Annotated in this window: 20 protein-coding genes and 1 pseudogene; 7 read left to right on the top strand and 14 right to left on the bottom strand. The window is 71.7% G+C overall.

Annotated features, from left to right (window positions below):
- Nucleotides 1-1,202: cytochrome P450 (locus ABZX22_RS43015; RefSeq protein WP_354922407.1), on the bottom strand; the 1,202-nt coding region annotated here is incomplete at its 3' end.
- A gap of 56 nt (nt 1,203-1,258) precedes the next feature.
- On the bottom strand, nt 1,259-2,464 hold the full coding sequence (locus ABZX22_RS43010; RefSeq protein ID WP_354922405.1) for an FAD-dependent oxidoreductase: 1,206 nt from the start codon (nt 2,462-2,464) through the stop codon (nt 1,259-1,261).
- Between the two features lie 124 nt (nt 2,465-2,588).
- Here ABZX22_RS43010 and ABZX22_RS43005 point away from each other — a divergent pair, with 124 nt between their 5' ends.
- Complete coding sequence (locus tag ABZX22_RS43005; protein ID WP_354922402.1) at nt 2,589-3,230, top strand: TetR/AcrR family transcriptional regulator; 642 nt, start codon at nt 2,589-2,591, stop codon at nt 3,228-3,230.
- A gap of 275 nt (nt 3,231-3,505) precedes the next feature.
- Nucleotides 3,506-3,703, top strand: coding sequence for a hypothetical protein (locus ABZX22_RS43000; RefSeq protein WP_354922399.1), 198 nt, complete (start codon nt 3,506-3,508; stop codon nt 3,701-3,703).
- 76 nt (nt 3,704-3,779) lie between these two features.
- Here ABZX22_RS43000 and ABZX22_RS42995 read toward each other — a convergent pair whose 3' ends face one another.
- From ABZX22_RS42995 to ABZX22_RS42985, 3 genes are all read right to left on the bottom strand, one after another.
- Nucleotides 3,780-4,226, bottom strand: a complete 447-nt coding sequence (locus ABZX22_RS42995) for a hypothetical protein (protein WP_354922396.1) — start codon at nt 4,224-4,226, stop codon at nt 3,780-3,782.
- Nucleotides 4,223-6,916 carry a DNRLRE domain-containing protein gene (locus tag ABZX22_RS42990; protein WP_354922393.1) on the bottom strand — a complete coding sequence of 898 codons (2,694 nt, stop codon included), beginning with the start codon at nt 6,914-6,916 and terminating at the stop codon, nt 4,223-4,225. Before ABZX22_RS42990 ends, ABZX22_RS42995 begins: the two co-directional genes overlap by 4 nt.
- 253 nt (nt 6,917-7,169) lie before the next feature.
- Complete coding sequence (locus tag ABZX22_RS42985) at nt 7,170-8,561, bottom strand: PLP-dependent aminotransferase family protein (protein WP_354922390.1); 1,392 nt, start codon at nt 8,559-8,561, stop codon at nt 7,170-7,172.
- On the opposite strand from ABZX22_RS42985, the gene ABZX22_RS42980 reads away from it, so the two are divergent.
- Entirely contained in the window at nt 8,560-9,786 is a 1,227-nt protein-coding gene (locus ABZX22_RS42980) for an aminotransferase class V-fold PLP-dependent enzyme (protein ID WP_354922387.1), read from the top strand. The genes ABZX22_RS42985 and ABZX22_RS42980 overlap by 2 nt on opposite strands.
- A complete protein-coding gene (locus ABZX22_RS42975) occupies nt 9,783-11,063 on the top strand; it encodes an MFS transporter (RefSeq protein WP_354922384.1) in 1,281 nt (426 codons plus the stop codon). The genes ABZX22_RS42980 and ABZX22_RS42975 overlap by 4 nt, the downstream gene beginning before the upstream one ends.
- Before the next feature lie 70 nt (nt 11,064-11,133).
- On the opposite strand, the gene ABZX22_RS42970 is transcribed toward ABZX22_RS42975, so the two are convergent.
- The 7 genes from ABZX22_RS42970 to ABZX22_RS42940 form a co-directional block, all read right to left on the bottom strand.
- On the bottom strand, nt 11,134-11,580 hold the full coding sequence (locus ABZX22_RS42970; protein WP_354922382.1) for a hypothetical protein: 447 nt from the start codon (nt 11,578-11,580) through the stop codon (nt 11,134-11,136).
- Nucleotides 11,577-12,191: a DUF2867 domain-containing protein gene (locus ABZX22_RS42965; protein ID WP_354922380.1), complete on the bottom strand. Its 615-nt coding sequence runs from the start codon at nt 12,189-12,191 to the stop codon at nt 11,577-11,579. Before ABZX22_RS42965 ends, ABZX22_RS42970 begins: the two co-directional genes overlap by 4 nt.
- Nucleotides 12,188-14,119, bottom strand: coding sequence for a fumarylacetoacetate hydrolase family protein (locus tag ABZX22_RS42960; RefSeq protein ID WP_354922377.1), 1,932 nt, complete (start codon nt 14,117-14,119; stop codon nt 12,188-12,190). Before ABZX22_RS42960 ends, ABZX22_RS42965 begins: the two co-directional genes overlap by 4 nt.
- 110 nt (nt 14,120-14,229) lie before the next feature.
- Nucleotides 14,230-15,660, bottom strand: a complete 1,431-nt coding sequence (locus ABZX22_RS42955) for a hypothetical protein (RefSeq protein WP_354922375.1) — start codon at nt 15,658-15,660, stop codon at nt 14,230-14,232.
- A 129-nt stretch (nt 15,661-15,789) separates the two neighbouring features.
- Nucleotides 15,790-16,272, bottom strand: coding sequence for a flavin reductase family protein (locus tag ABZX22_RS42950; protein ID WP_354922372.1), 483 nt, complete (start codon nt 16,270-16,272; stop codon nt 15,790-15,792).
- On the bottom strand, nt 16,269-17,492 hold the full coding sequence (locus ABZX22_RS42945) for a styrene monooxygenase/indole monooxygenase family protein (RefSeq protein WP_354922369.1): 1,224 nt from the start codon (nt 17,490-17,492) through the stop codon (nt 16,269-16,271). Before ABZX22_RS42945 ends, ABZX22_RS42950 begins: the two co-directional genes overlap by 4 nt.
- 97 nt (nt 17,493-17,589) lie before the next feature.
- Nucleotides 17,590-18,567 (bottom strand): AraC family transcriptional regulator, encoded by a 978-nt coding sequence (locus ABZX22_RS42940; protein ID WP_354922366.1) that lies wholly within the window; start codon nt 18,565-18,567, stop codon nt 17,590-17,592.
- Nucleotides 18,568-18,830: 263 nt separating this feature from the next.
- Here ABZX22_RS42940 and ABZX22_RS42935 point away from each other — a divergent pair.
- A pseudogene (locus tag ABZX22_RS42935) lies at nt 18,831-19,454 on the top strand (AraC family transcriptional regulator); the annotation flags it as partial.
- Between the two features lie 33 nt (nt 19,455-19,487).
- Here the strand turns inward: ABZX22_RS42935 and ABZX22_RS42930 are convergent.
- Nucleotides 19,488-20,204: a class I SAM-dependent methyltransferase gene (locus ABZX22_RS42930; protein WP_354922363.1), complete on the bottom strand. Its 717-nt coding sequence runs from the start codon at nt 20,202-20,204 to the stop codon at nt 19,488-19,490.
- A gap of 17 nt (nt 20,205-20,221) precedes the next feature.
- Here ABZX22_RS42930 and ABZX22_RS42925 point away from each other — a divergent pair, with 17 nt between their 5' ends.
- Complete coding sequence (locus ABZX22_RS42925) at nt 20,222-20,512, top strand: helix-turn-helix domain-containing protein (protein WP_354922361.1); 291 nt, start codon at nt 20,222-20,224, stop codon at nt 20,510-20,512.
- Here the strand turns inward: ABZX22_RS42925 and ABZX22_RS42920 are convergent.
- Entirely contained in the window at nt 20,509-21,924 is a 1,416-nt protein-coding gene (locus ABZX22_RS42920) for an FAD-binding oxidoreductase (protein ID WP_354922358.1), read from the bottom strand. The two genes, ABZX22_RS42925 and ABZX22_RS42920, sit on opposite strands and share 4 nt — an antisense overlap.
- Nucleotides 21,925-22,072: 148 nt before the next feature.
- On the opposite strand from ABZX22_RS42920, the gene ABZX22_RS42915 reads away from it, so the two are divergent.
- Entirely contained in the window at nt 22,073-22,771 is a 699-nt protein-coding gene (locus ABZX22_RS42915) for a helix-turn-helix domain-containing protein (RefSeq protein ID WP_354922355.1), read from the top strand.
- Nucleotides 22,772-22,775 lie beyond the last annotated feature (4 nt).

Below are 22,775 nucleotides of genomic sequence, written 5' to 3'. Positions count from 1 at the left end.
GGGACCTCTCGCAGCCCGCCGACCGCCAGCCCTTCCACGCGCTCCAGCTCCTCCACGGGCACGGCGAGCTCCAGGGACGGCAGCCTGCGCAGCAGCACCTCGAGCACGACCTGCAGTTCGGTGCGGGCCAGCGCCTGGCCCAGGCAGGAGTGGGCGCCGGCGCCGAAGGCCAGATGCGGGTTCGGGCTGCGGCTGAGGTCCATCTCGCCGGCGTCGTCGAAGGCGCTGTCGTCGCGGTTGGCCGCGGCCATGCTGCACACCACGGTGGTGCCGCGGGGCAGGACCGTGCCGCCGACCTCGATCTCGTCGCGCAGGTAGCGCGGCAGGCCGAAGCCGGGGTTGGCGTCGAAGCGCAGCGCCTCCTCCACCGCCGTGCGCACCAGCGACGGGTCGGCCAGCAGCCGCTCCCACCGGCTGCGGTCGGCCAGCAGCATGGAGACCATCTTGCCGATCATGTTGGCGGTGGTCTCGTGGCCGGCGACCAGCAGCCCCATGCCGGTGGCCAGCAGCTGGACGTCGGACAGCCCGCCGTCCTCGGGGCCGCCGGCCGCGACGAGCTCGCTCAGCAGGTCCTCGCCAGGCTGCTGCCGCTTGGCCGCGATGTGCCCGGACATGTACGCGACGAACTCGCCCTGGGCGGCGTCGACCTCGGCCTGGCTGTAGCGGGTGAGGTTCAGCAGGGTGTCGGACCAGTACGAGAACCGGTCCCGGTCGGCGGCCGGCACGCCGAGCATGTCGCAGATCACGTACACGGGCAGCGGGAAGCCGAGGCTGGCCTTGAGGTCACCGGGCCGGCCACGCTCGACCATGTCGTCGATGAGCCGCTCGGCGATCTCCGCCATCGCGGGCCGGAGCGCGGCCATCCGCTTGGCGGTGAACCACTTGCCGACCAGGCGCCGCCAGCGCTGGTGCTCCTCACCTCCGTCGGGGATGACCTGCGCCATCTCGCTGCTGAACAGCCCGCCGTCGTCGTTGGCCGACAGCCGGGCCGCGTCGGGGGCGTTCAGCAGGCGGGTGAAGCGCGGGTCGGCCAGCACCTGCTTGACGTCCTGGTAGCGGGTCAGCAGCGTCGCCTGGTCGCCGCTGGGCAACTTCACGTGAGCAACCGGACAGCGCCCGCGCAGCTCGGCCCATGCAGCGGGCGGCTCCAGCGCCGCGTGGCCGGGGATCGGGTAGTTCAGGACCTGCTCGTCGAGACTCATTCGGCATCTCCTCTGAACGGATGGTTGACCGCCTGCGGTGGTGCTTCTCGTCGCTGTCACGCGGACACGACGGACCGGGTGCCCACCGCCTGCTGCCCGGCCTGGTGCAGCGTCTGCTGCCGCAGGAGGCGGGCCTGCTTGGGCATGTTCCAGCCGAGGACGCCGGTGACCCGGCCGTCCTCGCGGTAGAGGGCGGCGAAGCGGCGCTGCGCCGGGTCGCCTTCGGCGATGGTCAGTTCGGCCGCCGGCGACGGCAGCCCGTGGGCCTGGATCCTGATGTCGTACTGGTCGGTCCAGAAGTAGGGGATCGGCGTGTACGGGCGACCGGCGCCGAGGATGTCGGCCGCCACCACCTGCGCCTGTTCGGTGGCATTGGCGCGGTTCTCCAGGCGCAGCCGCCTGCCGAGCCCCTCGTGCTCCCAGGCGGCCACGTCCCCGACGGCGTAGACGCCTTCGGCGGCGCGGCAGCGCGAGTCGCACACGACACCGTCGCCAAGGGTGAGCCCGCTGCCGTCCAGCCAGCCGGTCGCCGGGCGGGAGCCGACGGCCACCACGACCGCGTCGGCGGGAAGGAGTTCGCCGGTGGCCAGCCGTACCCCGGTGACCTGTCCCGCGGCGCCGGTGAGCCCCTCGACGGCGACGCCGAGGCGCAGGTGCACGCCGCGCTCGGTGTGCGCCTGGGCGAGCATCGCGCCGATCTCGTCGCCGAGGTGGTCACCCAGAGGGGTGCGGCCCCTCCCTGCGAGGGTGACGTCCAGGCCCATGGCGCGGGCGGTGGCGGCGATCTCCGAGCCGAGCACCCCCTCGCCCACGACCACGAGCCGCTTGGCGACGGTCAGGTGGCGGCGCAGGGCGAGCGCGTCGTCCAGCGACCGCAGCACGTGCACGCCTGCCAGGCCGTCCTGGCCGGGGAGCCGGCAAGGGCTCAGGCCGGTGGCGATCACCAGGGTGTCGCCGCGCAGCACACGGCCCGAAGCGGTGGTGACGGCGCGGGCAGCCGCGTCCAGCGCGATGGCGGGATCGCCCAGCACGAGCTCGGCGTGCAGGGCCTCCAGTTGCGTCTGGTTCCGGAGCCGGGCGCGGGACGGTTCCCACGCCCCGGCCAGGACCTGCTTGGACAGCGGCGGCCGGTCGTAGGGCAGGTGCGGCTCGGCGTCCAGCAGCGTCAGCCGGCCCTGGTGGCCGTGCCGCCGCAGCGCCTCGGCCGTGCTCAGGCCGGCGGCCGACGCGCCGACGATCAGGATGCTCCCGAGCGAGGTCACGAGGCGTCGCCCAGGCGAAGGGCTGTCCGCATATGTCATGCGTCCTTTCGGTGGTCCCGTCACGCACATTACCCTACATGTGTAGGTAAACCTGCATGTGTAGGGTGCGGATAGGGTGGGAAGCGTGGCCAGAGACAGCAGCACCCCCACCGGCGACCGGCGCGTGCGCCGCACCCAGACGGCCCTGGCACGCGCGCTGATCCAGCTCGTCGAGGAGCAGGACCTGTCCCGCATCAGCGTCGCCGACGTCGCCGAACACGCCGGAGTGAGCCGCTCGACCTTCTACGACCACTACCGGGACGTCCACGAGCTGGCCGAGGCCGCCTGCACCGCGATGATCGACGGCTTGGTCGAGTCCCTGCCCGCCCCCGGTCCCGACTCGCCCGACCCGGCGCGGGACGCGACCCAGTCGCTGGTGGCGTTCTTCGCCAGCCTCGCCGAGCACGCCGGGCTCTACACCAGCCTGCTGGGGCCGCAGGGCAGCGCGCGCGTCTCCGACCACATCCGCCGCCGCATCACCGCGGCCGTCCACCACCGCGTACGGCAGGCCACCGCCGGCGGCGACCTCCCTGAGCACGCCGAGCACGCCGACATGCCGCTGGACATCCCGCACGACGTGCCCGCCGCCTTCGCCGCCAGCGCGCTCATCGGCGTGGCCACCGACTGGCTTCAGCGCGGCCGCCCGCTGCCCCCCGCCGAGATGGCCGCCCTGACCTGGCCGCTGCTGAACGCGCTCTACCAGGTCGACACCGGCACGCCCGGCTGAGGTCGGACCCGGACCCCGGCCGTCGCCCTGCGCCCGCTCCGATGACGCCGACATCGAGGTGCGCGCCGACGGCGATACGAGCCAGCCCGCCAAGGCGCGCACCATGCACCTGTGGGAGCGCATCTCGCGCCGGGTGCCGGAGGCAGGCCCGCCACGCCCGGTCACACCCGCCGGCGAACGGTCACACCCGCCGGCGAACGAGCGGACACGGCGGCGCCGTCGTGAGGGCTGGGCTGGCCGCCGATCACGTCGGAAGACGGGAAGGACGAACACGGATGACGGCCGCCCTCGACGGCATCGACGGGGCCTCCCTCGACCACGCGTACGGCCCGGCGGAGGACCTGCCGCAGACGTTGCGGGACGCGCGCGAGGTCGCGCAGGTGGTGGATCTGGCCGACCTGCGCGAGGTCGTCGGCCTCGTCGAAGCCAGGGCGCGCCGCGCCCGCCTGGCGAAGGCTCGGCGTCGGCGCTGATTCCGTCGGCGGTCGGTGCGGCGTGCCGCTGGTCGGTGGGGACCGAGACGGGTGATCCGTTATGGGAAGGTCGGCGTCAGCGAGGCTTCTCCTTGCACCGTCGTATGGTCTCGATGAACGAGCCCGCTGTCGTGGGGCAGACTTGGATCTCCTGGCCTGTTCGGCTGAAGACTTTACGTTTAGCCAGAGGTTTCTTCAGGGCGACGGGCACGGCGTGGTCCACACCGGTACCCAGCTGCAGCTCAGAAGACTCAGGGCAGGCAGGGCGGAGCGATACCCGCACGGTCACGCCGGTCGGTGATTCGATGGCCTCGGCCTGTTCAACCACGGTGCAGATCGTGCCGTCAGACTGCTGGATCCCGCTGGCGTGCAGGGTGAGGGCCCGCCCTCCGGGGGCCACCTCGACTACGGACACTTGCGCGTCGAAGGGTTTGGCTGGCTCCTGTGCGCAGGCTGCAGTCACAACACCGAGGATGAGGATACATCCGGCGCGCTGGAAGGAGGACGGGCTCGCTGGGTTCATTTCTTGTAGATGTCCTTGCCGACGGCCTTCATGACGTCATGAAAATCGGTGAAGGTGTGAATGCACACATCCTTGATCCGTTCCGTCTTGGTGTTGGAACCGCTGGTGATCCCCTTGGCCACGACGGTACCGTCAGGGCGGAAGGTGTATACCGGGCCGCCCGAGTCGCCGCCGATCACACACCTGCCGCGCTTCTTACCCACCTGAACCCAGCGCGTCGTCCCTGTGGACGCGCCGGTGGTGAAGTCTTTCATGTCGACCTTCCATGCGATGTCGGTAACCTTCCATCGGCAGATCTGGCCGGTGCTGAATCCACCAGTGCAGTATTGGTCGTTTTCCTTGGCAGGGATCGAGAAGCGTCCGGTGACATATCGCTTTTCGGTGGAGTTCTCGGCGCCGATGAAGATTTTGGGGTTCGTGCCGCGGATATCCGCGTAGATCAGGCCCAGATCGCCGTAATACGTCGGTTGGCCGGGGAGTATTACCGTGCCCGTTCCGGGTTGCCAGTTGGACCACCGGGCGGGACCTGCGTCCGTGTCGCCGCCTTGCCTGGGAAGGCAGTGGCCGGCTGTCACCACCAGCTTGTCGGTCCCGCTGCCCATCGTGAATCCGGTCGTGCACTCCTTCAGCTTGCCGGGGTTTTCGGTGGTCGCGAAGAACTTGGCCCCACCGTCGACCTTGCCGACGTCGCTCTGCCGGGTTTCGGCGACGGCAGAGCCCATTGTCTGGCCGCTGAGGTGGCCGATGAGGCCGAGGCGTTCAGCCTCCGTTTGCAGCCAGATGGCGACGTTGTAGGTGCCGTACCGATCGGCGAGTGCCTTGCGCAACGCTGGGGAGGCGTCGGTGGACTGCACCACGACGAGGTTACGCTCAGGCCATATGTGGGTGGCGAACAGCTTGGTGCCTGCCGGGATCGTGTCGTCGAGGTCGAGGACCTCATCGACGACGGTATTGAGGGCCTGGTAGCTGTTGGCGACCTCGACGACCGTCGGAGTGATCGAATAGGCGGTCTCCTCGGGAGCCACAAGGCGGGCTTGGGCTACTGCCGATTCGTCGGGGGCAGGAACGCCGGGGATGGTCTCGTCGGCGTCGCCGTTGGCTGTCGCAGTGCCGGTGAGTAGCCGGCCTGCGATGTCTTTTCCGGCCGGCGTCGCCGGCGCCACGACCTTTCCGGTCGCAGGATCGAAGTAAGGCGGCGCCAGGGTGGCGGCGTTGGCTTGGGCCCGGTCGTATGCGCCGTTCAAGGCGTGCGTGTCGGTCGTCGAGACGGGCAGCGAGTCGAGCTTCCACGCCGGGGGGGCGGTGAACACCTCGACGCCGTCGGGTCCGGCGGGGCTTACCACGGTGGGGCCGGGCGCCGGCTGAGCCGTCACGGTGATCTTGGGAGTCAGATCCGGCGAGCCGTACTCGGTGGAGGCCAGCATCCGGTAATCGTCGTCGGAGCCGGTCTCGTCGGGAGCCTGCAACAGCACGCCGTAGTTGGGTTCGCCTGCCGCCCAGGCCTTGGCGATGTCGATGATCGGCCACTCCAGCGGGCCGATGCCGCAATCCGGGCCGTAGGACTGGGTGATGGTCCTCGCGCCCTCGGCTGTGGAGGACGGCGCCGTGCTCCACGTGAGCGTGGTCGCGTCCCAGCCGCTCGTCACGCGGCGTACCTGAATGCCACTGGCGGTCTCTCCGCATCCGGGGCCGTCGGTGTTGGTCAGTGTCAGCTTGGCGTCCACAACGTCCTGGCCGGCCAGCGCTGTACTGTCGAACCTCAGGTAGGAGCGGTTGAGGACGCCGAAGATGCGGCCTGCCGTGAGCGTGGCCGCGCCTGGGTCTGACGGGGTTCCCGCGTCACTGATGTCCACGTCGCTGTGGGCACTGGTGTCGACGGTGGCACCGATGGTGATCGGGTACTTCATCTTCGGGTCGGCCAAGAGCGCAGCGTCCGGTTCGACGGTCAGGGCCTGCGCCGTCGTCTTGGCGGAGATCGCACCGTGGCCGGGTGTCGATGAGGATCGTATGGAGACCGGAGTGGACTGTGCGACTTCGCGGCCTTCGTGGTCGACGATGGTGGCGGCGCCGTTCTTGCCTGGCTGGATCGTGAGGTCGCGTGCCTGAAGAGGAAGCGTGAAGGTGGCCTTCTTCGACGGGCGAGTCTTGAGTATGAGTTCCCAGCGGAAGCCGGTGGCCAGCGCTGTGACGACCAGCGACGAGCCGGGCCCCGCCGCACCGTCGTAGGTGGCTTTGCCGCCATTGACTGTCGGTCGGGCCAGGGTGGTCGGCCAGGTGAAGGTGATCTGCTTGTTGTCCGGGGCCGTTAGCGTCGCCAGTGGTTTGCCGGCGCCGCCAGAGGTGAACTCGACCTGCGTTGCGGTGACCTTGGGGCGCAGTACACCGTCCGCTTCCACGAGTGTCGGGTCGATCCACTGCCAGGCTCCGTCGCGTTGTACACGCACTGGCTGGGTCCATGTTTCGATGGTCAGGCGCCCATCAGGCTGTCGGGTGACGCGGCGGTTCTGGGCCGCGGCACCGAGCATCTCACCAGGTGGCGGGGTCTGCGTTGCTGCGGACGCTGGGTTCGGGGTCGGGCTCGCGGCCGCAGGTAACTCCTGTGCCGTGGTCAGCGTCGCCACCGTGCTGGCGACAAGGATGACCGAGGACGATCGCCTCACCAGGGTTCTCCTCCAGAAGTTGGTGATCAAGGAGCCTGATCATGGTCTTTCGTGCGTCAATTATTGTCAAGGATGCTGTAATGAGCGGATTTGATCACGAGCGTCTACCTGCGGGCCGTATTCACCACCTGAGTCCAGATAGATGAGCGCCACGGCGACGCGGCGGCACAAGGCGGCGGCAGCTACGGCCGGCAGGCCCGTCAGGACGAGCGGGAGCGCCGGCTGCTCCTGACCGTCCTGGCTGAACTGCCGGCGGCGCGCTCCGGTACCTGACGCCTGATCATCAGGCGTCAGGCCGCGTGGCCGAGCCGAGGCGTCGCGCGCCTTCGGCGAGATCCTCCAGACCGGCCGCGGCCGCGAAGCCCAGCCTGGCGAACTGTCCCGGCGCCTCGGCGGCGAAGAAGTCCTGGCCGGGTTCGACGGCCACGCCGTACCGCCTGCTCACCTCGGCGGCATCGGGGGAGCGGCCGGTCTCGACCCACAGGTGCAGGCCACCGGCGGGGACGCGGGTGACGCGCCAGCCCGGCACGTGTTCGGCCAGCGCGGCGGCCAGTGCGGCGCAGCGCTCGCGCAGCGCCGCCGACAGCGCGCGGAGGTGCCGGTCCCAGGCGGGCGTGCTGACCAGCTCGATCGTGGCCTCCTGCAGCGGCCGGGCGATGAAGAAGTCGTCGACCAGCCGCATCGCGCGCAACCTGGCCATCACCGGGCCTCTGGCGACGAGCGCGCCGATGCGCAGGCTGGGCGAGGCCGGCTTGGTCAGGGACGTCGTGTACACCACGGTGCCGTCGCGGTCGTCGGCGACCAGCGGGCGGGGGGCCGGTCCGCCGTGGCCGAGCAGGCGGGCGAAGTCGTCCTCCAGGACGAAGGCGCCACTCGCGCGGGCCACCTCGACCACCTGGCGGCGCCGCTCGGGCGACAGGACGGCGCCGGTGGGGTTGTGGAAGGTCGGCTGGCAGTACAGCAGCCGGGCGCCGGTCATGGCGAACGCCTCGGCCAGCAGGTCGGGGCGGATGCCGTCGGCGTCCATCGGCACCGGCACCGGTCGCAGGCCGGCGGCCCTGGCGGCGCTCAGGGCGCCGGGGTAGGTGGGCGACTCCACCAGGACCGGGCTGCCCGGCGGGGCGATGGCGCGGAACGCCATCGACAACGCGCCCTGGCCGCCGCCGGTGACGAGCACGTCTTCGGGGTCGGCGGCGGCCAGGCGGGCGAAGACGGCGCGCAGCGGCGCCAGCCCCTCGGCGGGGGCGCGGTCCCAGGCGTCGGGACGGCGGGAGGCCCTGGCCAGCGCGGCGGCCAGCGGCCTGGTCGGCTGGAGCGAGCGGTGCAGGTAGCCGCCCGACATCGTGATCGCGCCGGGCGGCGGCGGGCCGAGCAGGTGGCTCACCCGCGCGGTGTCCACGCTGCGGTCGCCCAGCGCCACCGCCTGCCAGGACGTGTCGGCGGGCGCCGTACCGGAGGGGGCCCGCCGCTGGGCGACGAAGGTGCCGCTGCCCGGGCGGGTCACCACGGTGCCCTCGGCCGCCAGGAGCGCGAAGGCGCGGGTCACCGTCACCGGGCTCACCCCGTGGCGGCGCACCAGTTCGCGAGCGCTGGGCAGCCGGTCACCTGGGGCGAGCCCGTCGATCTCCGCGCGGAGGCTCACGACAAGCCGCTCAGTAATGCTACTCTCGGACATGAGAGACAAGAGTAACGCTTTCCCCTTCAGTGGAGAAGCGCTGCAGGCGCTCCGGGCCGACGCCCCCGGCTGCGAGCAGGTCATCCACTTCAACAACGCCGGCTGCGGCCTGCTCCCCACGCCGGCGCTCGAGGCGATGGTCGACCACCTGAAGCTCGAGGCGGCCATCGGCGGCTACGAGGCCTCCGCCGCCCGCGCCGCCCAGGTGCGCGACTTCTACGGTTCGATCGCCGACCTGATCGGCTGCCGGCCGGAGAACGTCGCCTTCGCGGGCAGCGCCACCCACGCCTACAGCAAAGCCCTGTCGGCCATCCCCTTCGAGCCCGGCGACGTCATCCTGACCACGCGCAACGACTTCATCTCCAACCAGATCGCCTTCATGGCGCTGCGCAGGCGGTTCGGCGTGGAGATCGCGCACGCGCCCGACCATCCCGACGGCGGCGTGGACGTGGCGGCGATGGCCGCGATGATGCGTGCCAGGCGGCCACGGCTGGTCGCCGCGACCCATGTGCCCACCAACTCCGGCCTGGTCCAGCCGGTCGCGGAGATCGGCGGGCACTGCCGCGAGCTCGACCTGCTCTACCTGGTGGACGCCTGCCAGTCGGTCGGCCAGTACCCCGTCGATGTCGAGGAGATCGGCTGTGACCTGCTCACTGCGACGTGCCGCAAGTTCCTGCGCGGGCCGCGCGGCTCCGGTTTCCTGTACGTCTCCGACCGCGTGCTCGCACAGGGGTACGAACCGCTGTTCATCGACATGTACGGCGCGCGGTGGACAGCCGCCGACCGCTACGAGCCGGTGGACAGCGCCGCGCGTTTCGAGGAGTGGGAGTTCCCCTACTCGACGGTGCTCGGCTGCGCGGCGGCCGTCCGCTACGCCCTGGGGGTAGGCCTGGAGCGCATCTCCCTGCGCACTCCGGCGCTCGCCTCCCGCCTGCGCGACCGGCTGGCCGCCGTCCCGGGCGTACGCGTGCTGGACCGTGGCCGGGAGCTGGCGGCGCTGGTCACCTTCGACGTCGAGGGGTGGCGGCCCCAGCCGTTCAAGGCGGCGATGGACGCCCGCGGCATCAACTCGGCTCTCAGCTTCCGCGAGTTCGCCCAGTACGACTTCGCCGACAAGGACGTGGAGTGGGCGCTGCGCCTGTCGCCGCACTACTACAACACCGAGGAGGAGGTCGACCGGGTGGCCGACACGGTCGCCGGGCTGGCGAAGGACGGCGCGCGGTGAGCTCGGCCCTGTGGCGCAACCACGACTTCCTGCGCTTCTGGTTCGGCGAGACGGTCTCCCTGCTGGGCACGCAGGTGACGAACCTCGCCCTTCCGCTGACCGCGATCCACGCCTTCCACGCCACCGACGAGCAGGTGGGCCTGCTGCGCTTCCTGCAACTCGTCCCCTACCTCGGCCTGGCGCTGATCTTCGGGGTGTGGGTCGACCGGGCCCGGCGCCGCCGGGTGATGCTCGGCGCCAACATCGCCCGGATGGCGCTGCTCGGCCTGATCCCCGCCCTGTACGGCCTGCATCTGCTGGACCTGGGCGTGTTACTGGTCATCGCCTGCGCGGTCGGCGTCGCCTCGGTGCTGTTCGACGTGAGCTGGATGTCCTACGTGCCCACGCTGGTCCGGGATCCGAGACACTACGTGGAGGCCAGTGCAAGGATGGGTGTCAGCTCGTCCGCGGCGGAGGTCGCCGGTCCCGGCCTGGCGGGCGTGCTGGTCGGCGCGCTGACGGCGCCGGTGGCGCTGGTGGTGGACGCGTGCAGCTACCTGGCCTCGGTGATCTCCCTGCTGCTGATCCGTACCAGGGAACCTCGCCCGGCGCCGCGGGAACGCCACCTCGGCAGGGAGTTGCGCGACGGGCTGCGCTGGGTGCTGGCCGACCCCGTCCTGCGCTGGCTGGCGATCGTCGGGTTCTGCTGCAACTTCTCGATGGTCACCGTGTGGACCATGTTCCTGCTGTACGGCACGCGCGAGGCGGGGCTGGAGCCCGCCACGCTGGGCGGCATCCTGGCCACGGCGTCCGTGGGCGGGCTCGTCGGCTCGCTGATCTCCCGCAAGGTGATCAGCCGATTCCCCGTCGGCCGGGTCTACCTCGCCGCCCAGTCGGCCCTGCTGCTCGGGCCCACGCTGGTCGTCGTGGCCGCCGGGCCCCCGCCGGTGATGACGGCGCTGTTCACGCTGTCCTTCTTCACCACCTACCTGGGGCTCGGCGTCGCCGGGGTCATCATCGTCAGCCTGCGGCAGACCCTCACCCCTCCCTCGATGATGGGCCGGATGACCGCGGTGTTCCGCACGCTGCTGTTCGGCGGCGGCGCGCTGGGCGGCCTGTGCGCGGGCCTGCTCGCCGGGGCGGTCGGCGCGCATGCCGCTCTGGCGGTGGCCGCCGCCGCCTCGGCCGCCGTGGTCATCGGCCTGTTCGTCTCGCCGGTGAGCCGGCTGCGCGAGATGCCGCCGCCCACGCCGGACCCGGTCGACACCCGGCCGGGCCACCGGCCGGCGCTCGCGTAGCACGAACCTCTGCCACCCCGCCGTTCTCCGGGCCGGCTTCCGGAGGGTGCGGGGTCGGCTGGGGCGCCCATCACGCCAGGTCTGGGGTTGCTCCCGACCGGTCCTTCTTCCGCGCCGCCACGACGATGAGGATCCCGGAGACGGTCCCGACGAAGAACGGGGAAGGAACGAGAAGGACGCCGCCCAGCACACACCATGTCGCGATGCCCCAGCCGATTCCGGCGGGCACCGCCACCCCGCGTCCGGCGAGGTGCCACGTCAGGCAACCCAAGACGATCAGCGGCACGGCGAAGCCTCCCGGACCGGCCCAGAAGGTGACCTTGCTCTGCAGGGACTCCACCGTCGGAACGGCGCCCCCCTCCACGAGGACGAGCGGGACGGCCGCCCACAGCCCCCGATCCACCCAGCCGGTGACGTCCTGCCAGGCCATGAGCACCAGCAAGAACAGATGCCCCGTTCCCAGCACGAGCATGATCGCGCTCGCCCAGCGGAGCAGCCGCTTCCTGGAGTTCATCATGATGTCCCTTCTTCGTACCCGGCCCCCGCGCGGTCGCGGTCGCGCCAGGCTCGCTCCCATTGCCGGGTCAGAGCCGGGTAGACGATGAGGTATCGGAACGGCGCGATGGCGGCCATGTAGAGTCGCCCGAACCAGCCGTTGGGCTTGACGAGGACGGTCATCCGCAGCTCGTGGTCGCGGCCGGCTCCTTTGACCCAGCCGAGATGCATCACGGTGTGCACGGTCTTGTTCGCCAGCTCGCGAGCGGCCTCCATGTCGAGCTCGTAGACCGCTTTGAGGGGCATGCGGTCGTCGTCCGGGCCGCGGGGGGCGTCGCGGATGTCGGCGGGCAGGCGGTCGCGGAGCGAGGCGACCCGCGCACCGACGCCCGCTGAGGGGTCGTCCCAGCCGAACAGGGCGCCGAGCTTCCACCGGAGGGCGAACAGGAACCGCACCGGCCCGGTCTGTCCCGCGATCCCGCCGAACGTCCGCATCGCCGCCAGCATCGCCGGGAAGTCGTCAGGCCCGGCTCCGGGGGTGCGGAACGACCACACATCCTCGATCGAGAAGTCACCCGCGAGCTCGTGGATACGCCACGGGAGGGAGGCGTGCGCGGTCTTCGGCAGCCTCACGAGAGCGCTCTTGCGGCCATCATGGCCATCAGCGTCATCTGGTCCAGGACAGGTGTGGCGGTGGGGTCGAGTTCGCGGTAGCGGCGGTAAAGGTTGACCACGATCCGCTCGGCGTCCAGCCAGGTGGCGTACTCGGCCAGGTCCACCGCCTCGACCGCCTCGGCGAAGGACAGGCCGCGGGCGTGGGCGGTGTCCGCCTGCTCGACCACGTGGGTGAGGTAGCCGCGCACCGCGCGGATCCCGTCGGGATCGGTGACCGGGCCGTGGCCGGGGACGATCGTGTCGGCGCCGGTGGCGATCATCCGGTCGCAGGCGGCGATCCAGTTGGCGATCGGGCCGCTCCACACGATCGGGGTGCAGCCGACGAACAGCAGGTCGCCCGCGAAGAGCACGCCCGCGTCCGGCACGTGCACGACGGAGTCGGCGGCGGTGTGGGCGGGGCCGAGGTTCAGCACGCGCACCTCGCGGCCGCCGATGTCCAGGGTGAGCTCCCGGTCATAGGCCAGGTCGGGCAGCCGCAGGCGGATGCCGCTGAAGTCGAAGGCGCCGAAGCGCTCGCGGAAGTAGGGGGTCGCCGGGCCGATGTCCACGACCTGGGCGGCGGTCAGCATCTCGGGGGGCATCTCGTGCCGCATCTCCGTGCAGGTGGCCTCGGCGGCGATGATCTGGACGCGCTCGCCCAGCAGCTGGTTGCCGTGGGTGTGGTCGCCGTTGGAGTGGCTGATGACGGCGTGGGTGAGCGGGTGCCGATCGGTGATCGGGCGCATGGCGTCGAGCATCTCGGCGGTCAGCGGCAGGTCGAACAGGGTGTCGACCAGGAGGGAGGCGCCCTCGCCCGCGACCAGTCCCGCGTTGCTCCAGCCGTACCCGCCGTCGGGCAGCAGCCAGGCCCACACGCCCGCGCCCACCTCGTGCAGCCCGCGCGTGTAGGGCAGCTTCGACGGGGCGCGGTTGACGCGCGGGGGTGAAGGCCGCCGGTCGGGGTTGTGCCGAGGCGCCAGCGGGTGCGGAACGGCGGACGCGCGGACGGTCTGGCGCGTACGGCCCAGCCCCTCGACGACCAGCTCGACGACGTCGCCGTCCCGCAACCAGCCGGGGAAGGCGGCCGGATCGGCGAGGGACAGGTGCTCGATGAGGCAGCAGCCGGGAACCGTGCCCGAGCCGAACACGTCTCCTGGCACCAGGTCCACGCCGCGCGAGGCGTAGGAGACGACCTCGCCGAAGCTCCAGTCCATGGCGTCGGTACGGCCCGAGCCGATGGTCCTGCCGTTGACGGTGGCCTCGACCCGCAGGGCGAGCCTGCCGTCGCGGCGGTAGGGTTCGAGCTCGTCGGGGGTGACCAGGAACGGGCCGAGCGTGGTCGCGCCGTCCTTGCCCTTGGCCTGGCCGATCGCCAGCGGCGTCTCGCGCAGCTGCAGATCGCGTGCCGACCAGTCGTTGTAGATGGTGTAGCCGATGATGTGCTCCTCGGCCTGCTCGGGCGTGAGGTCTCGGCCGCCCGGCCCGATGACCGCGGCGATCTCCAGTTCGAAGTCGAACCAGGCGCTGCCGGGGGAGATCGTCACGTCGTCGTACGGGCCGGTGATGGTCGAGGGGCAGGCGAAGTAGAAGGCCGGGATCTGGTACCAGGCGTCGTTGAGGGTGCGCGGCTGACCGGCGGCCTGCTGGCAGTTGCGCATGTGGTCCAGGAAGCACAGGCAGTCGCGGACCGAGGGCGGGCGCGGGATCGGGGCGCGCAACCTGGCCTCGGCCAGCGGAACCGTCCGCGCCTGCGACGCCAACGCCGCTTCCCCTGCCGCGCGCAGCGCGTCCGCGCCCTGGCCGATGAGCTCGATCAGGCTGACGCCCGGCGCGACAGGGTGGATCCGATCCTCGCCGATCACCCCGGCGCGGTCTCCGGCGTCCGCCGCATAGGTCACCCAACGCATGAGAACCTCCTCAGTTCTATGTTGGCTGACACAGGCTATACCTGTCGACATTTGCTCTGCCATCCGGCATGCCAGGGTCGTCCGTCTGCCGGGCCCGCGCCCTGCCTCCGTCAGTAGGCGGTCAGGTCGCCGTACCTCCGCAGGGTGCCGGCCAGGTCGCCCGGCTCGCCGCGGAGCGTCGCGTCCAGGAAGGCGACGGTGGTCGCCACGGTGACGCGCGGGCCGCCGGCGCGGCCGAAAGAGCCGACGAGCGAGGGCAGGGGCGGCAGGTACAGCGGGGAGTCGGTGAAGGTGAGGTGCGCCGAGCCGGGGACGGTGAGCCGGTAGCTCGGCGCCGTGCTCAGCTGGAGCACCTGCGCGAGGCGGGAGAGGTACTCCGCCTCCTCGCCCGGCACGATCTCGTGGGTGAGCGCGAGCACGGGCTGGTCGAACGGGCGCGGAGCGGGGTCGCGGGGGAAACCGTCCAGGACGATGACGGCCGCGAAACGCGAGTCCTGGCGCGCGGCCTGCAGGGCGGCGGCACCGCCGAGAGAGTGGCCGGTCGCCGCGACCCGCCGGGTGTCCAGCCGTCCGGTCAGCGGGCCCGGGATCTCGCCGCGGTGCAGGCGGCCCAGCTGGGTGAGGACGAAGCTGAGGTCGCCGGCCCGGACCGCCGTCCACCCGGCGGCCCGCCTCGTGTCCTCCGCGTCGTCGCCGGTCGCCTTGACCCGGGTGCGGACCGTCCGGCCGTCGTCCAGGGTGACGACGGCCGAGTCGTAGGGGTGGTCGATGGCCGCGACGACGTACCCGCGGCTGGCCAGTTCCTCGGCCCAGGCGGTGTTCTGGGTGCGCACGCCGCCCAGCCCGGGGGAGAACAGCACGACGGGGAACCGTCCGCCCTTGTCGGCCACCGGGGCGTCGGGCGTCGAGCGCGCGTACGCGCGCACCGCCTCGTCCAGCATGAAGCCGGGCACACCGAGGTAGTCCGCCGTGCCGTTGGCGACGAGGCGCGCCTCCTGCTCGGTGCGGCCGAGGTATCGCGCGCGCCGGGCTCCTTCGGGATTGCCGCGCGCGGGATACCAGAGCTGCACCACGACGGTGCGCCGGTCGTCGGGCGCGGCCGTGCCGGGCTCGTCGCGGTCGGGATCGGTCCACTGGATGACGGTGGTGCCGACCCCGTACGCCCCCGACGGTTCGGGGAAGACGGGCAGGGGGAGCGCCCACGCCGCCCCCGCCCCGCCGACGATCAGGGCCAGGCAGGCCGCCGACCCCGGCAGCGCCATCCACCACCGGGCCCGCCACGCGGGCCGCTCGGCACGCCGTCTCAGCAGAGGGAGCGCGGCCAGCGCGAGCGCCATGGCCCCGCCGGCGAGGACGGGGAGGAGCTGCCAGCGGATCCCGAGCACCGCCAGGACCGCCGCGGACAGCGCGAGCGCCCCGCCGGCGACCGTCCTGACCGGCCGGCGCGCGCCCGGCGGGAGCCAGCGGGCCAGCGCCAGCATGACGGCGGCCACCAGGGCAAGGAGTTCCACGAGCGACAGCCCGAGTATCGTCACAGACATGTGATCATTCTTGGCGCGCCACCCCTGCCCGGCATCGGCTCGAGGGCCCAGACCCGTGTGCCACTCCGGTATGACCCCCGGGTGGCGGGTGCGATCGGGGTCGCACCCGAGCCCGGCCGCCGCCGGCGGTCAGGGACTGTGGGCGGGCACCGCCACCGGGGCGGCCAGCTCCCGGTAGCGGCCGGAGTGGAAGACCAGCGGGTCCCCTCCGGCCCGCTGGTAGCGCTCCACCTCGCCGACGAAGATGTGATGGTCGCCCCCGCTGAAGGTGTGCACCGTACGGCAGGCGAATCCGGCCAGCGTGCCGGCCAGCATCGGCAGCGGGTGGTCGAGCAGGTCCACTCCGGCGAACTTGTCCGGCGCGGGCGTGGCGAAGCGGCGGGACAGCTCGCCCTGCCCCGCGGCCAGGACGTTGACCGCGAAGCGCCCGGCCCGCAGGAACAGCGGCGCGCTGGGGGCGCGGTCCGACAGGCACCACAGCACCAGCGGCGGGTCGAGCGAGACCGACGTGAAGGAGTTGACCGTCACCCCCGCGCGCTCGCCGCCGGCCGCCGTGGTGACCACCGCCACCCCGGTGGCGAACTGCCCGAAGGCGTCACGTAGCGACCTCATGCCGCCACCCGGTCGAGATAGGCCTGGGCGAGGGCGCCGTCCATGAACCACTCGGCGTAGTCGGCCGGGTCGTCGAAGCCGTTGACGAAGCGGGAGGCGATCGCCGGGAACCGGCCGGCCGCGCCCAGCAGCGCCAGATGATGCGGTTCGGCCGGGGCGAGCAGGGCGTTGGTCCAGGCGGTGACATGCTGCGCCTGCGCCCAGAACCGGTCGAAGGTCTGCTGCATCCACGCGGCGTCGAACGGCCGGTCGCCGCGCTCCAGGATGGCCTGGAGGTAGACGGCCGCGCACTTGGCGGCGTTGTTGCTGCCCTGCCCGGTGATCGGGTCGTTGAGCACGACCACGTCGGCCACGCCCAGCACCGGCGCGCCCGAGGGCAGGAAGGCGACGGGGTGACGCACCGTGGGGGCGAAGCGGCCGGTCAGCACGGCGTTGGCGTCGGTGAGCTCGATCCCGTCGCAGCGTTCGGCCTCCCAGGGGAAGAAGTCCGACAGGATCCGGCGGGCCTGGTCCAGGTGCGCGCTGGGGCCGTCCAGGCCGCCCCAGCAGTCCATCGGGCCGCCGGGCGTGCCCTCGAACACCATGATCTCGCAGGGGCCGGTGTGGGTCAGCGCGGGGAAGACGAAGTACTCGCCGACGCCGGGCATGAGGTTGAAGCAGACGGCCGAGTGCTCGGGGCGCGGCCGCAGGCCGTTGACGTAGAGGAGCGCGAGGGCGCGCTGCGGGCTGCCGTACGGCGAGCGGGCCGCGTCCCGCCGGAAGAGCGAGGCGATCTGCCCCTTGCCGGCGGCGACCAGGACCAGATCGTGCTGCGCGGCGTAGCCCTCGAGGTCCTCGGCGCCGGCGTCGTGGATGACGACCTTGCCGCCGAGCCGTTCCACCTCGGCGAGCCAGGCCGGCATCTTCATCCGCTGGTCGACCGAGACCGCGGGGGTGTGCAGGCGGGCGGCCCAGTCGATCGCCTTGCCGCCCTCGGGGCCGGGCACCGACAGCTCGATGCCCTCGACGGGCGGGCAGGTGCCGGCCCACCAGTCCAGGCCGAGGGCGCGCTCGTGCGCCTGGGCGGTGCCGAACATGGCCTGGCCGGACATCACCCGGCCGTCCCGGAGGGACTCGGCGGTGCGGTTGGACACGACGGTGACGTCGTAGCCGTTCTGGAGGAGGCCGAGGGCCAGGTGCAGGCCGGCCTGTCCGGCGCCGACGACGAGAATGCTGCGCATGGTGGGTGTCCCCTCTGTCAGGTGGTGGTTGTCGATCGGCGCCTGATCCGACGGTATGGCAGGCCCCGCCGGCCGGGCCATCCGCTGAGCGCGGATCTCATCCACCTGGCGCGAAGCGCAGCGTCTCCGAAGGGCTCCGCCCGAACTTCCGGCGATACAGCGCGGCGAACCGCCCCTGGTGCAGGAAGCCCCAGCGGGCCGCCACCGTCGTGACCGTGACCCGCGCCGGGTCCCCGGCCGCGAGCTCGTCGTGCACCCGCGTCAGCCGTACCTGCCTGAGATGGGCCATCGGGGTGAGCCCGAGATGGGCGCGGAAACCCTCCTGGAGCGAGCGGCTGCTGACCGCGACCGCCCTGGCGACGTCGTCCGTGGTGAGCGGGAGATGAGCGTGTCCCTCGATGAACTCCACGGCCCTGCGCACCACCTTCGGCACCGCGGGCCGGCGGGGGGCGCTCAGCCGTTCCAGGTAGTTGGACGGCTGCATGGTCAGCAGCGAGGTGATCAGCGCGTTCTCCAGATGCGCGACGGCCAGCGGCTGGACGGCCAGCCCGTCGTCGTGCTCGGCCTCCCGGACGATCAGGTCGATCATGCCTCGCCAGGCGCGTGCCCAGCCCGCGGCCATGTCCACCCCGAGATCGAAGATGACCGGCTGGTCGAGCGGCTCGCCCAGCATCTGCTCCAGCGAACGCTCGATCGCGGTGCGCTCGAACTTGACCAGCAGCTGGGGGCAGCCCGCCGCCCAGCGCATGTCGAGGTGGCGCTCCGGCGAGGGCAGCGCGGCCGTGGCCGGGGTGGAGACGATCTCCTGGTCGCCGCCCCTGATCAGGCTGCGGCCGGCGAGGGGGAGCATGGCCAGGAAGAAGGTGCCCAGGTCGCCCGGCTCGATGCGGACGTCGGCCCCGTAGTCGAGGTAGCTGACGCGGACCGAGCCGAACTGGACGGAGTTGAACCAGGCCGACAGCGGGGCGCTGTCTCCCGCCAGGTCCAGTCGGTGCGGGCAGAACACCTTGGCCACCTCGTCGCGGACCTCGTCGAGGTCGGTGCTGGCGAAGATCGGTCGGTTGCTGAGAAGCACAGCCGATGGTCCCCGGGCCGGGCGCCGGCGTTCCAGGTAAAACGACGCACACGGGCCGGGCCGTTCCGCGACTTTCAGGAGGCGTTCGCCCGGAAGGAGGACTGGTAGGACTGCGGCGTGGCCCGCGACCCCGATCAGTCCTGCCGGTGAGTGACCCGCGTAGTTCCGCACGGTGATGACAGGCGACTGTCCGCCCGTCCGTCACACGCCAAGGGCCGATTACAGTTGCCACACGTGATGATGAAAGAGGCGGCGGGAGGCTGATGCCGGATTTCGTCGTCGGCCGTGGCCACGCCTTCTACCAGGGCCCGTCGGTGGACAGTTCTCTGCACCGGCACGCCGCCTTTCAGATCGTCGTCGCCGCCGTGGGCGAGGCGGCCATGGTGGACGCCGACGGCGTCCGTCACCAGGCGCCCGCGCTCGTCGTGCCGCCCATGGTGCGGCATCGGATGCTCGCGACGGGCGACCTTCGGGTGTTCTTCGTCGAACCCCACTGCGCGATGGCCGACCGGCTGCGCCGGCGTTACGGTCCCGGGATCACCGGCGCACCCGAACTGCGCCATCTCGACGAGAGCGACGTTCGCCACGCCGGCGCCCGGCCGGCGGGCGAACTTGACCCCCGTCTGCTCGCGGCCATGACGGCGCTGGCGGACGGATCGGTCCCGCTGGCGGATGTGGCCGCGACAGTCGGCGTGTCTCGCCAACGTCTGCGCTCCTTGGCGAGCAGCCAGCTGGGCATGCCTCTGGCGCGTTGGCGTGCCTGGTATCGGCTGCGCGCAGCGGTCGAGGCGTTGCGGAACGGGGAGTCGCCGGCCGGCGCCGCGATGACGAGCGGCTTCGCCGACCAGGCGCACCTGACGCGCTGGATGCGCGAGATGATGGGGCTGACACCGAAGGTGGTGAACCCGCTGCTGCGCTCCTCAGGGGCGGAACGCGACGTACACCGAGATCGAACCCGTGAGTGTCGAGACGACCTCGGCCTCCCTCACGTCACGGAAGCCGGCCTGGGCGATCAGGTGCGGCAGGATGCCCTTGGCGTTGGGCCGGGTGTCCTCGAATCCGTCCGCGAGTTGCACCAGCCGGAATCCCAGCCGCATCAGCCCGGTGCGCTGTAGCCCGTAGTCGGCGATGACCAGCTTTCCGCCGGGCCGCACCACCGCGTACATCGACGCGAGGATGGCCCGCTTCATGGCGAGCGGACATTGGTGGAACACCAGGCTGGACACCACCGTGTCCGCGACGCTGGTCCCAAGGAGTTCCGGCAGCGCGTCGCCCATGCCGATCTTCCATTCGACCGCCGCGTCGGAGGCCTCGGCCTTGCGTCGTGCCACCGCGATCACGTCAGGGTCCGGGTCCACGGCGATGACCCGTGCGCGCGGCTCGATCCGGTTCAGCAACAGCTCCGTGGAACCGGTGCCGCATCCCACGTCGACGATGACCTCCTCCGGTCGCGGCGCGACGTACATGACCATCAGCGTGCGCCACAGCCGTTCGCGGGTCACCGCGACGATCGGATCGTAGAAGCGCGTGGGCGCCATGCGTCCCAGAGCGGGAGTGAAGGTGTTTCCGGTCATGCCCGTAGTCTCGGCGGCACGGCACGCCGCGGTCTTGAACGAAACGCTCAGGTCGGCCCGCACCGGCCTCGATCCTCACGGTGTCCGACCTCGCAGCGCGTGCCTCGGTCAGCCCGGCGACACTCCATCGCCGCTTCCAGGCACAGCTGGGCACCACACCGCTGCAGTGGCTCACAGGGGAGCGGCTTGCGTTGGCGTGCCGGCTGATCGAGCGGGGCGAGTCGCGCTTCGAGATGGTCGCACGGCACAGTGGGCTGGGCACCGCCGCCAATCTGCGTGCGCTGATGCGCCGCAGGACCGGGCTCACTCCCTTGGAGTACCGGCACCGGTTCGGCCCCGGGACAGGCCGCGGACCGGCCGCGCCCGCCTAGTGCTGTGGTGCCACCGTTTCCCGGCCGATCGCGCCCGCCCCCGCTCGACCGGGGCGGATGTTCTTGTTGTGGTGGAAGGCGTTGTCGGGGTCGTACGTGGCCTTGACCTCGGCGAGCCGCACGATGTGATCGCCGTAGGCCTCGTGGACGCGGCTGGTGTCGTCGTCGGAATCGAGGAAGTTGACGTAGACGCCGCCGGCGCGGTGCGGTCGAAGGGCCTCAAGGAACCTTCGGGCCCAGGCGGTCTCGGCCGCGGCGTGCTCGCCGGACTCGTCCGGGAGCCACACGGCGTCGATGATGATGTTGTGGGCCACGTCGCGACCGGCGTAGGCGGTGGCGTCGCCGGGCACTCGGGCGACGGCGCCGCCCAGGTGGAACATCGCCGTGTAGGTCCTGGGTGAGCCGGCGGCGTAGGCGTGATCGGCGATGGCGTCGACGGCTCGGTCGGACAGGCCCGCGAGGTTCGTGGACTTCCAGTAGTAGTGCCATCCGTGCGGGACGGTGTCGTCCAGGCCGCTCTGGTGGGCCACGTAGGGGGTGGGGGCGAGCAGGTCCAGGAGCGGCGTCCCGAACCGCCGCAGGGCCCGCACCGCACGTTCGCCGTCGTCGACACCGCCGGCGTAGCAGCAGGCGACGGCGATGGCCGGCCGATGGTGCAGGTGCTTGGGGATGATCGGCAGTGGAGGGACGGTGCCGAGCCTGACCACGCTGCCGAGCTCGTCGGGCGCCGCGGCGGCGAAGTCCCGGTAGAAGCGCAGCACGTCGGTGGTGTCCTCGGCCGCCCAGAAGACCGGTCCGGCCAGCACGGTCGGTCCGACGGGGTGCAGCGCGAACCTGAACGAGGTGACGACGCCGAAGTTGCCGCCGCCGCCTCGCAGCGCCCAGAACAGATCGGGGTGTTCGTCGGCGGACGCCTGGACGATGCCGCCTTCGGCGGTGACCACCTCGGCGGCCAGCAGGTTGTCGACGGTGAGCCCGTGCTTGCGCATGAGGAAGCCGATGCCACCGCCGAGGGCGAGCCCGGCGACGCCGGTGTGGCTCACGATGCCGCCGGTGGTGGCCAGACCGTGGGTCTGCGTCTCGTGGTCGACGTCGCCCCACAGCGCGCCGCCCTGGACCCGGGCCGTACGGCCGGCGGGGTCGACCCGCACGGCTCGCATCGGCGAGAGGTCGATGACGATGCCGTCGTCGCACACGGCGGTGCCGGCGACGTTGTGGCCCCCGCCGCGCACGGCGATCTCCAGGTCGTGCTCGCGGGCGAAGCGCACGGCCGCGGCCACGTCGGCGGTCCCGCCGCATCGGGCGATCAGCCGGGGGCGCCGGTCGACGGCACCGTTCCACACGGCTCGGGCGCTGTCGTAGCCGGCGTGCTCAGCGGTGATCAGCCGGCCTCGGAATCCGTCGATCTCCATCGCGGTCGCCTCCTGCTCGCGTGCCGATGGGTTCGGTGTCGTCAGCGGTCCTCCGCTCTCGACGGTCCCATCGCAGCACCGTGGGCCGCGGCCGTGAAGTCAACAATCTGGACTTCACACTCGAAATCGGGCGTTCGACACTGGTGTCATGCGGACGTACGGCCAGTACTGCCCCATCGCCCGTGGCGCCGAGATCTTCGCCGAGCGCTGGACGCCACTGATCATCCGCAACCTGCACCTGGGCTGCGGAAACTTCAGCGAGATCCTGGAGGGCGCGCCCGGGCTGTCCCGCACCCTGCTCTCGCAGCGGCTCAAGCAGCTCGAACGGCTCGGCATCGTCGAGTCGGCGCCCAAGCCCGACGGGCGCGGGCGCCACTACGAGCTCACCCAAGCGGGTCACGACCTCTTCAAGGTCTGCGCGTCGCTCGGCGAATGGGGTGCCGCCTGGCTTGAGATCGCCCCCGAGCACCTCGACCCCTTCGTGGCTCTGTGGTCGATGTGCAACGCGCTCCGCCGCGACCTGCTCCCGCATCGACGCGTCGTCATCCGCTTCGACTTCACCGGCCGCCGGCGCCGCGAGCGGTTCTGGCTGCTGATCGAGCACGGAGACACCGAGATCTGCAAGGAGTACCCCGGCCTCGACGAGGACCTCTACGTCACGGCGGAAGCCGAAGCCTTCGTCAAATGGCATGCCGGCCAGCTCACCTGGGCCGAAGCCACCGGCGACCGCCGCATCCAGCTCCACGGCCCCGGGTGGCTCGTACGGGCCTTCCCCACCTGGAACGCCCGCAGCATGTTCGCTCACATCAAGCCGCTCTCCCGGACCTCGGCGAGCTCGCCGGGCTGACATT

It is taken from the genome of Nonomuraea sp. NPDC003804 (genome assembly GCF_040610675.1).
Taxonomy (GTDB): Bacteria; Actinomycetota; Actinomycetes; order Streptosporangiales; family Streptosporangiaceae; genus Nonomuraea.
The sequence above is the reverse complement of the archived record's forward strand: the minus strand, read 5'-3'. Positions and strand labels throughout refer to the sequence as shown.

Coding starts and splice junctions, on each gene's coding strand:
- ABZX22_RS42970 (WP_354922382.1), bottom strand. CDS start 11,580: ATGATGAACTCCAGGAAGCGGCTGCTCCGCTGGGCGAGCGCGATCATG.
- ABZX22_RS42985 (WP_354922390.1), bottom strand. CDS start 8,561: ATGTCCGAGAGTAGCATTACTGAGCGGCTTGTCGTGAGCCTCCGCGCG.
- ABZX22_RS42950 (WP_354922372.1), bottom strand. CDS start 16,272: ATGAGGTCGCTACGTGACGCCTTCGGGCAGTTCGCCACCGGGGTGGCG.
- ABZX22_RS43000 (WP_354922399.1), top strand. CDS start 3,506: ATGACGGCCGCCCTCGACGGCATCGACGGGGCCTCCCTCGACCACGCG.
- ABZX22_RS42960 (WP_354922377.1), bottom strand. CDS start 14,119: ATGCGTTGGGTGACCTATGCGGCGGACGCCGGAGACCGCGCCGGGGTG.
- ABZX22_RS42980 (WP_354922387.1), top strand. CDS start 8,560: ATGAGAGACAAGAGTAACGCTTTCCCCTTCAGTGGAGAAGCGCTGCAG.
- ABZX22_RS42945 (WP_354922369.1), bottom strand. CDS start 17,492: ATGCGCAGCATTCTCGTCGTCGGCGCCGGACAGGCCGGCCTGCACCTG.
- ABZX22_RS42995 (WP_354922396.1), bottom strand. CDS start 4,226: ATGAACCCAGCGAGCCCGTCCTCCTTCCAGCGCGCCGGATGTATCCTC.
- ABZX22_RS42955 (WP_354922375.1), bottom strand. CDS start 15,660: ATGTCTGTGACGATACTCGGGCTGTCGCTCGTGGAACTCCTTGCCCTG.
- ABZX22_RS42915 (WP_354922355.1), top strand. CDS start 22,073: ATGCGGACGTACGGCCAGTACTGCCCCATCGCCCGTGGCGCCGAGATC.
- ABZX22_RS42920 (WP_354922358.1), bottom strand. CDS start 21,924: ATGGAGATCGACGGATTCCGAGGCCGGCTGATCACCGCTGAGCACGCC.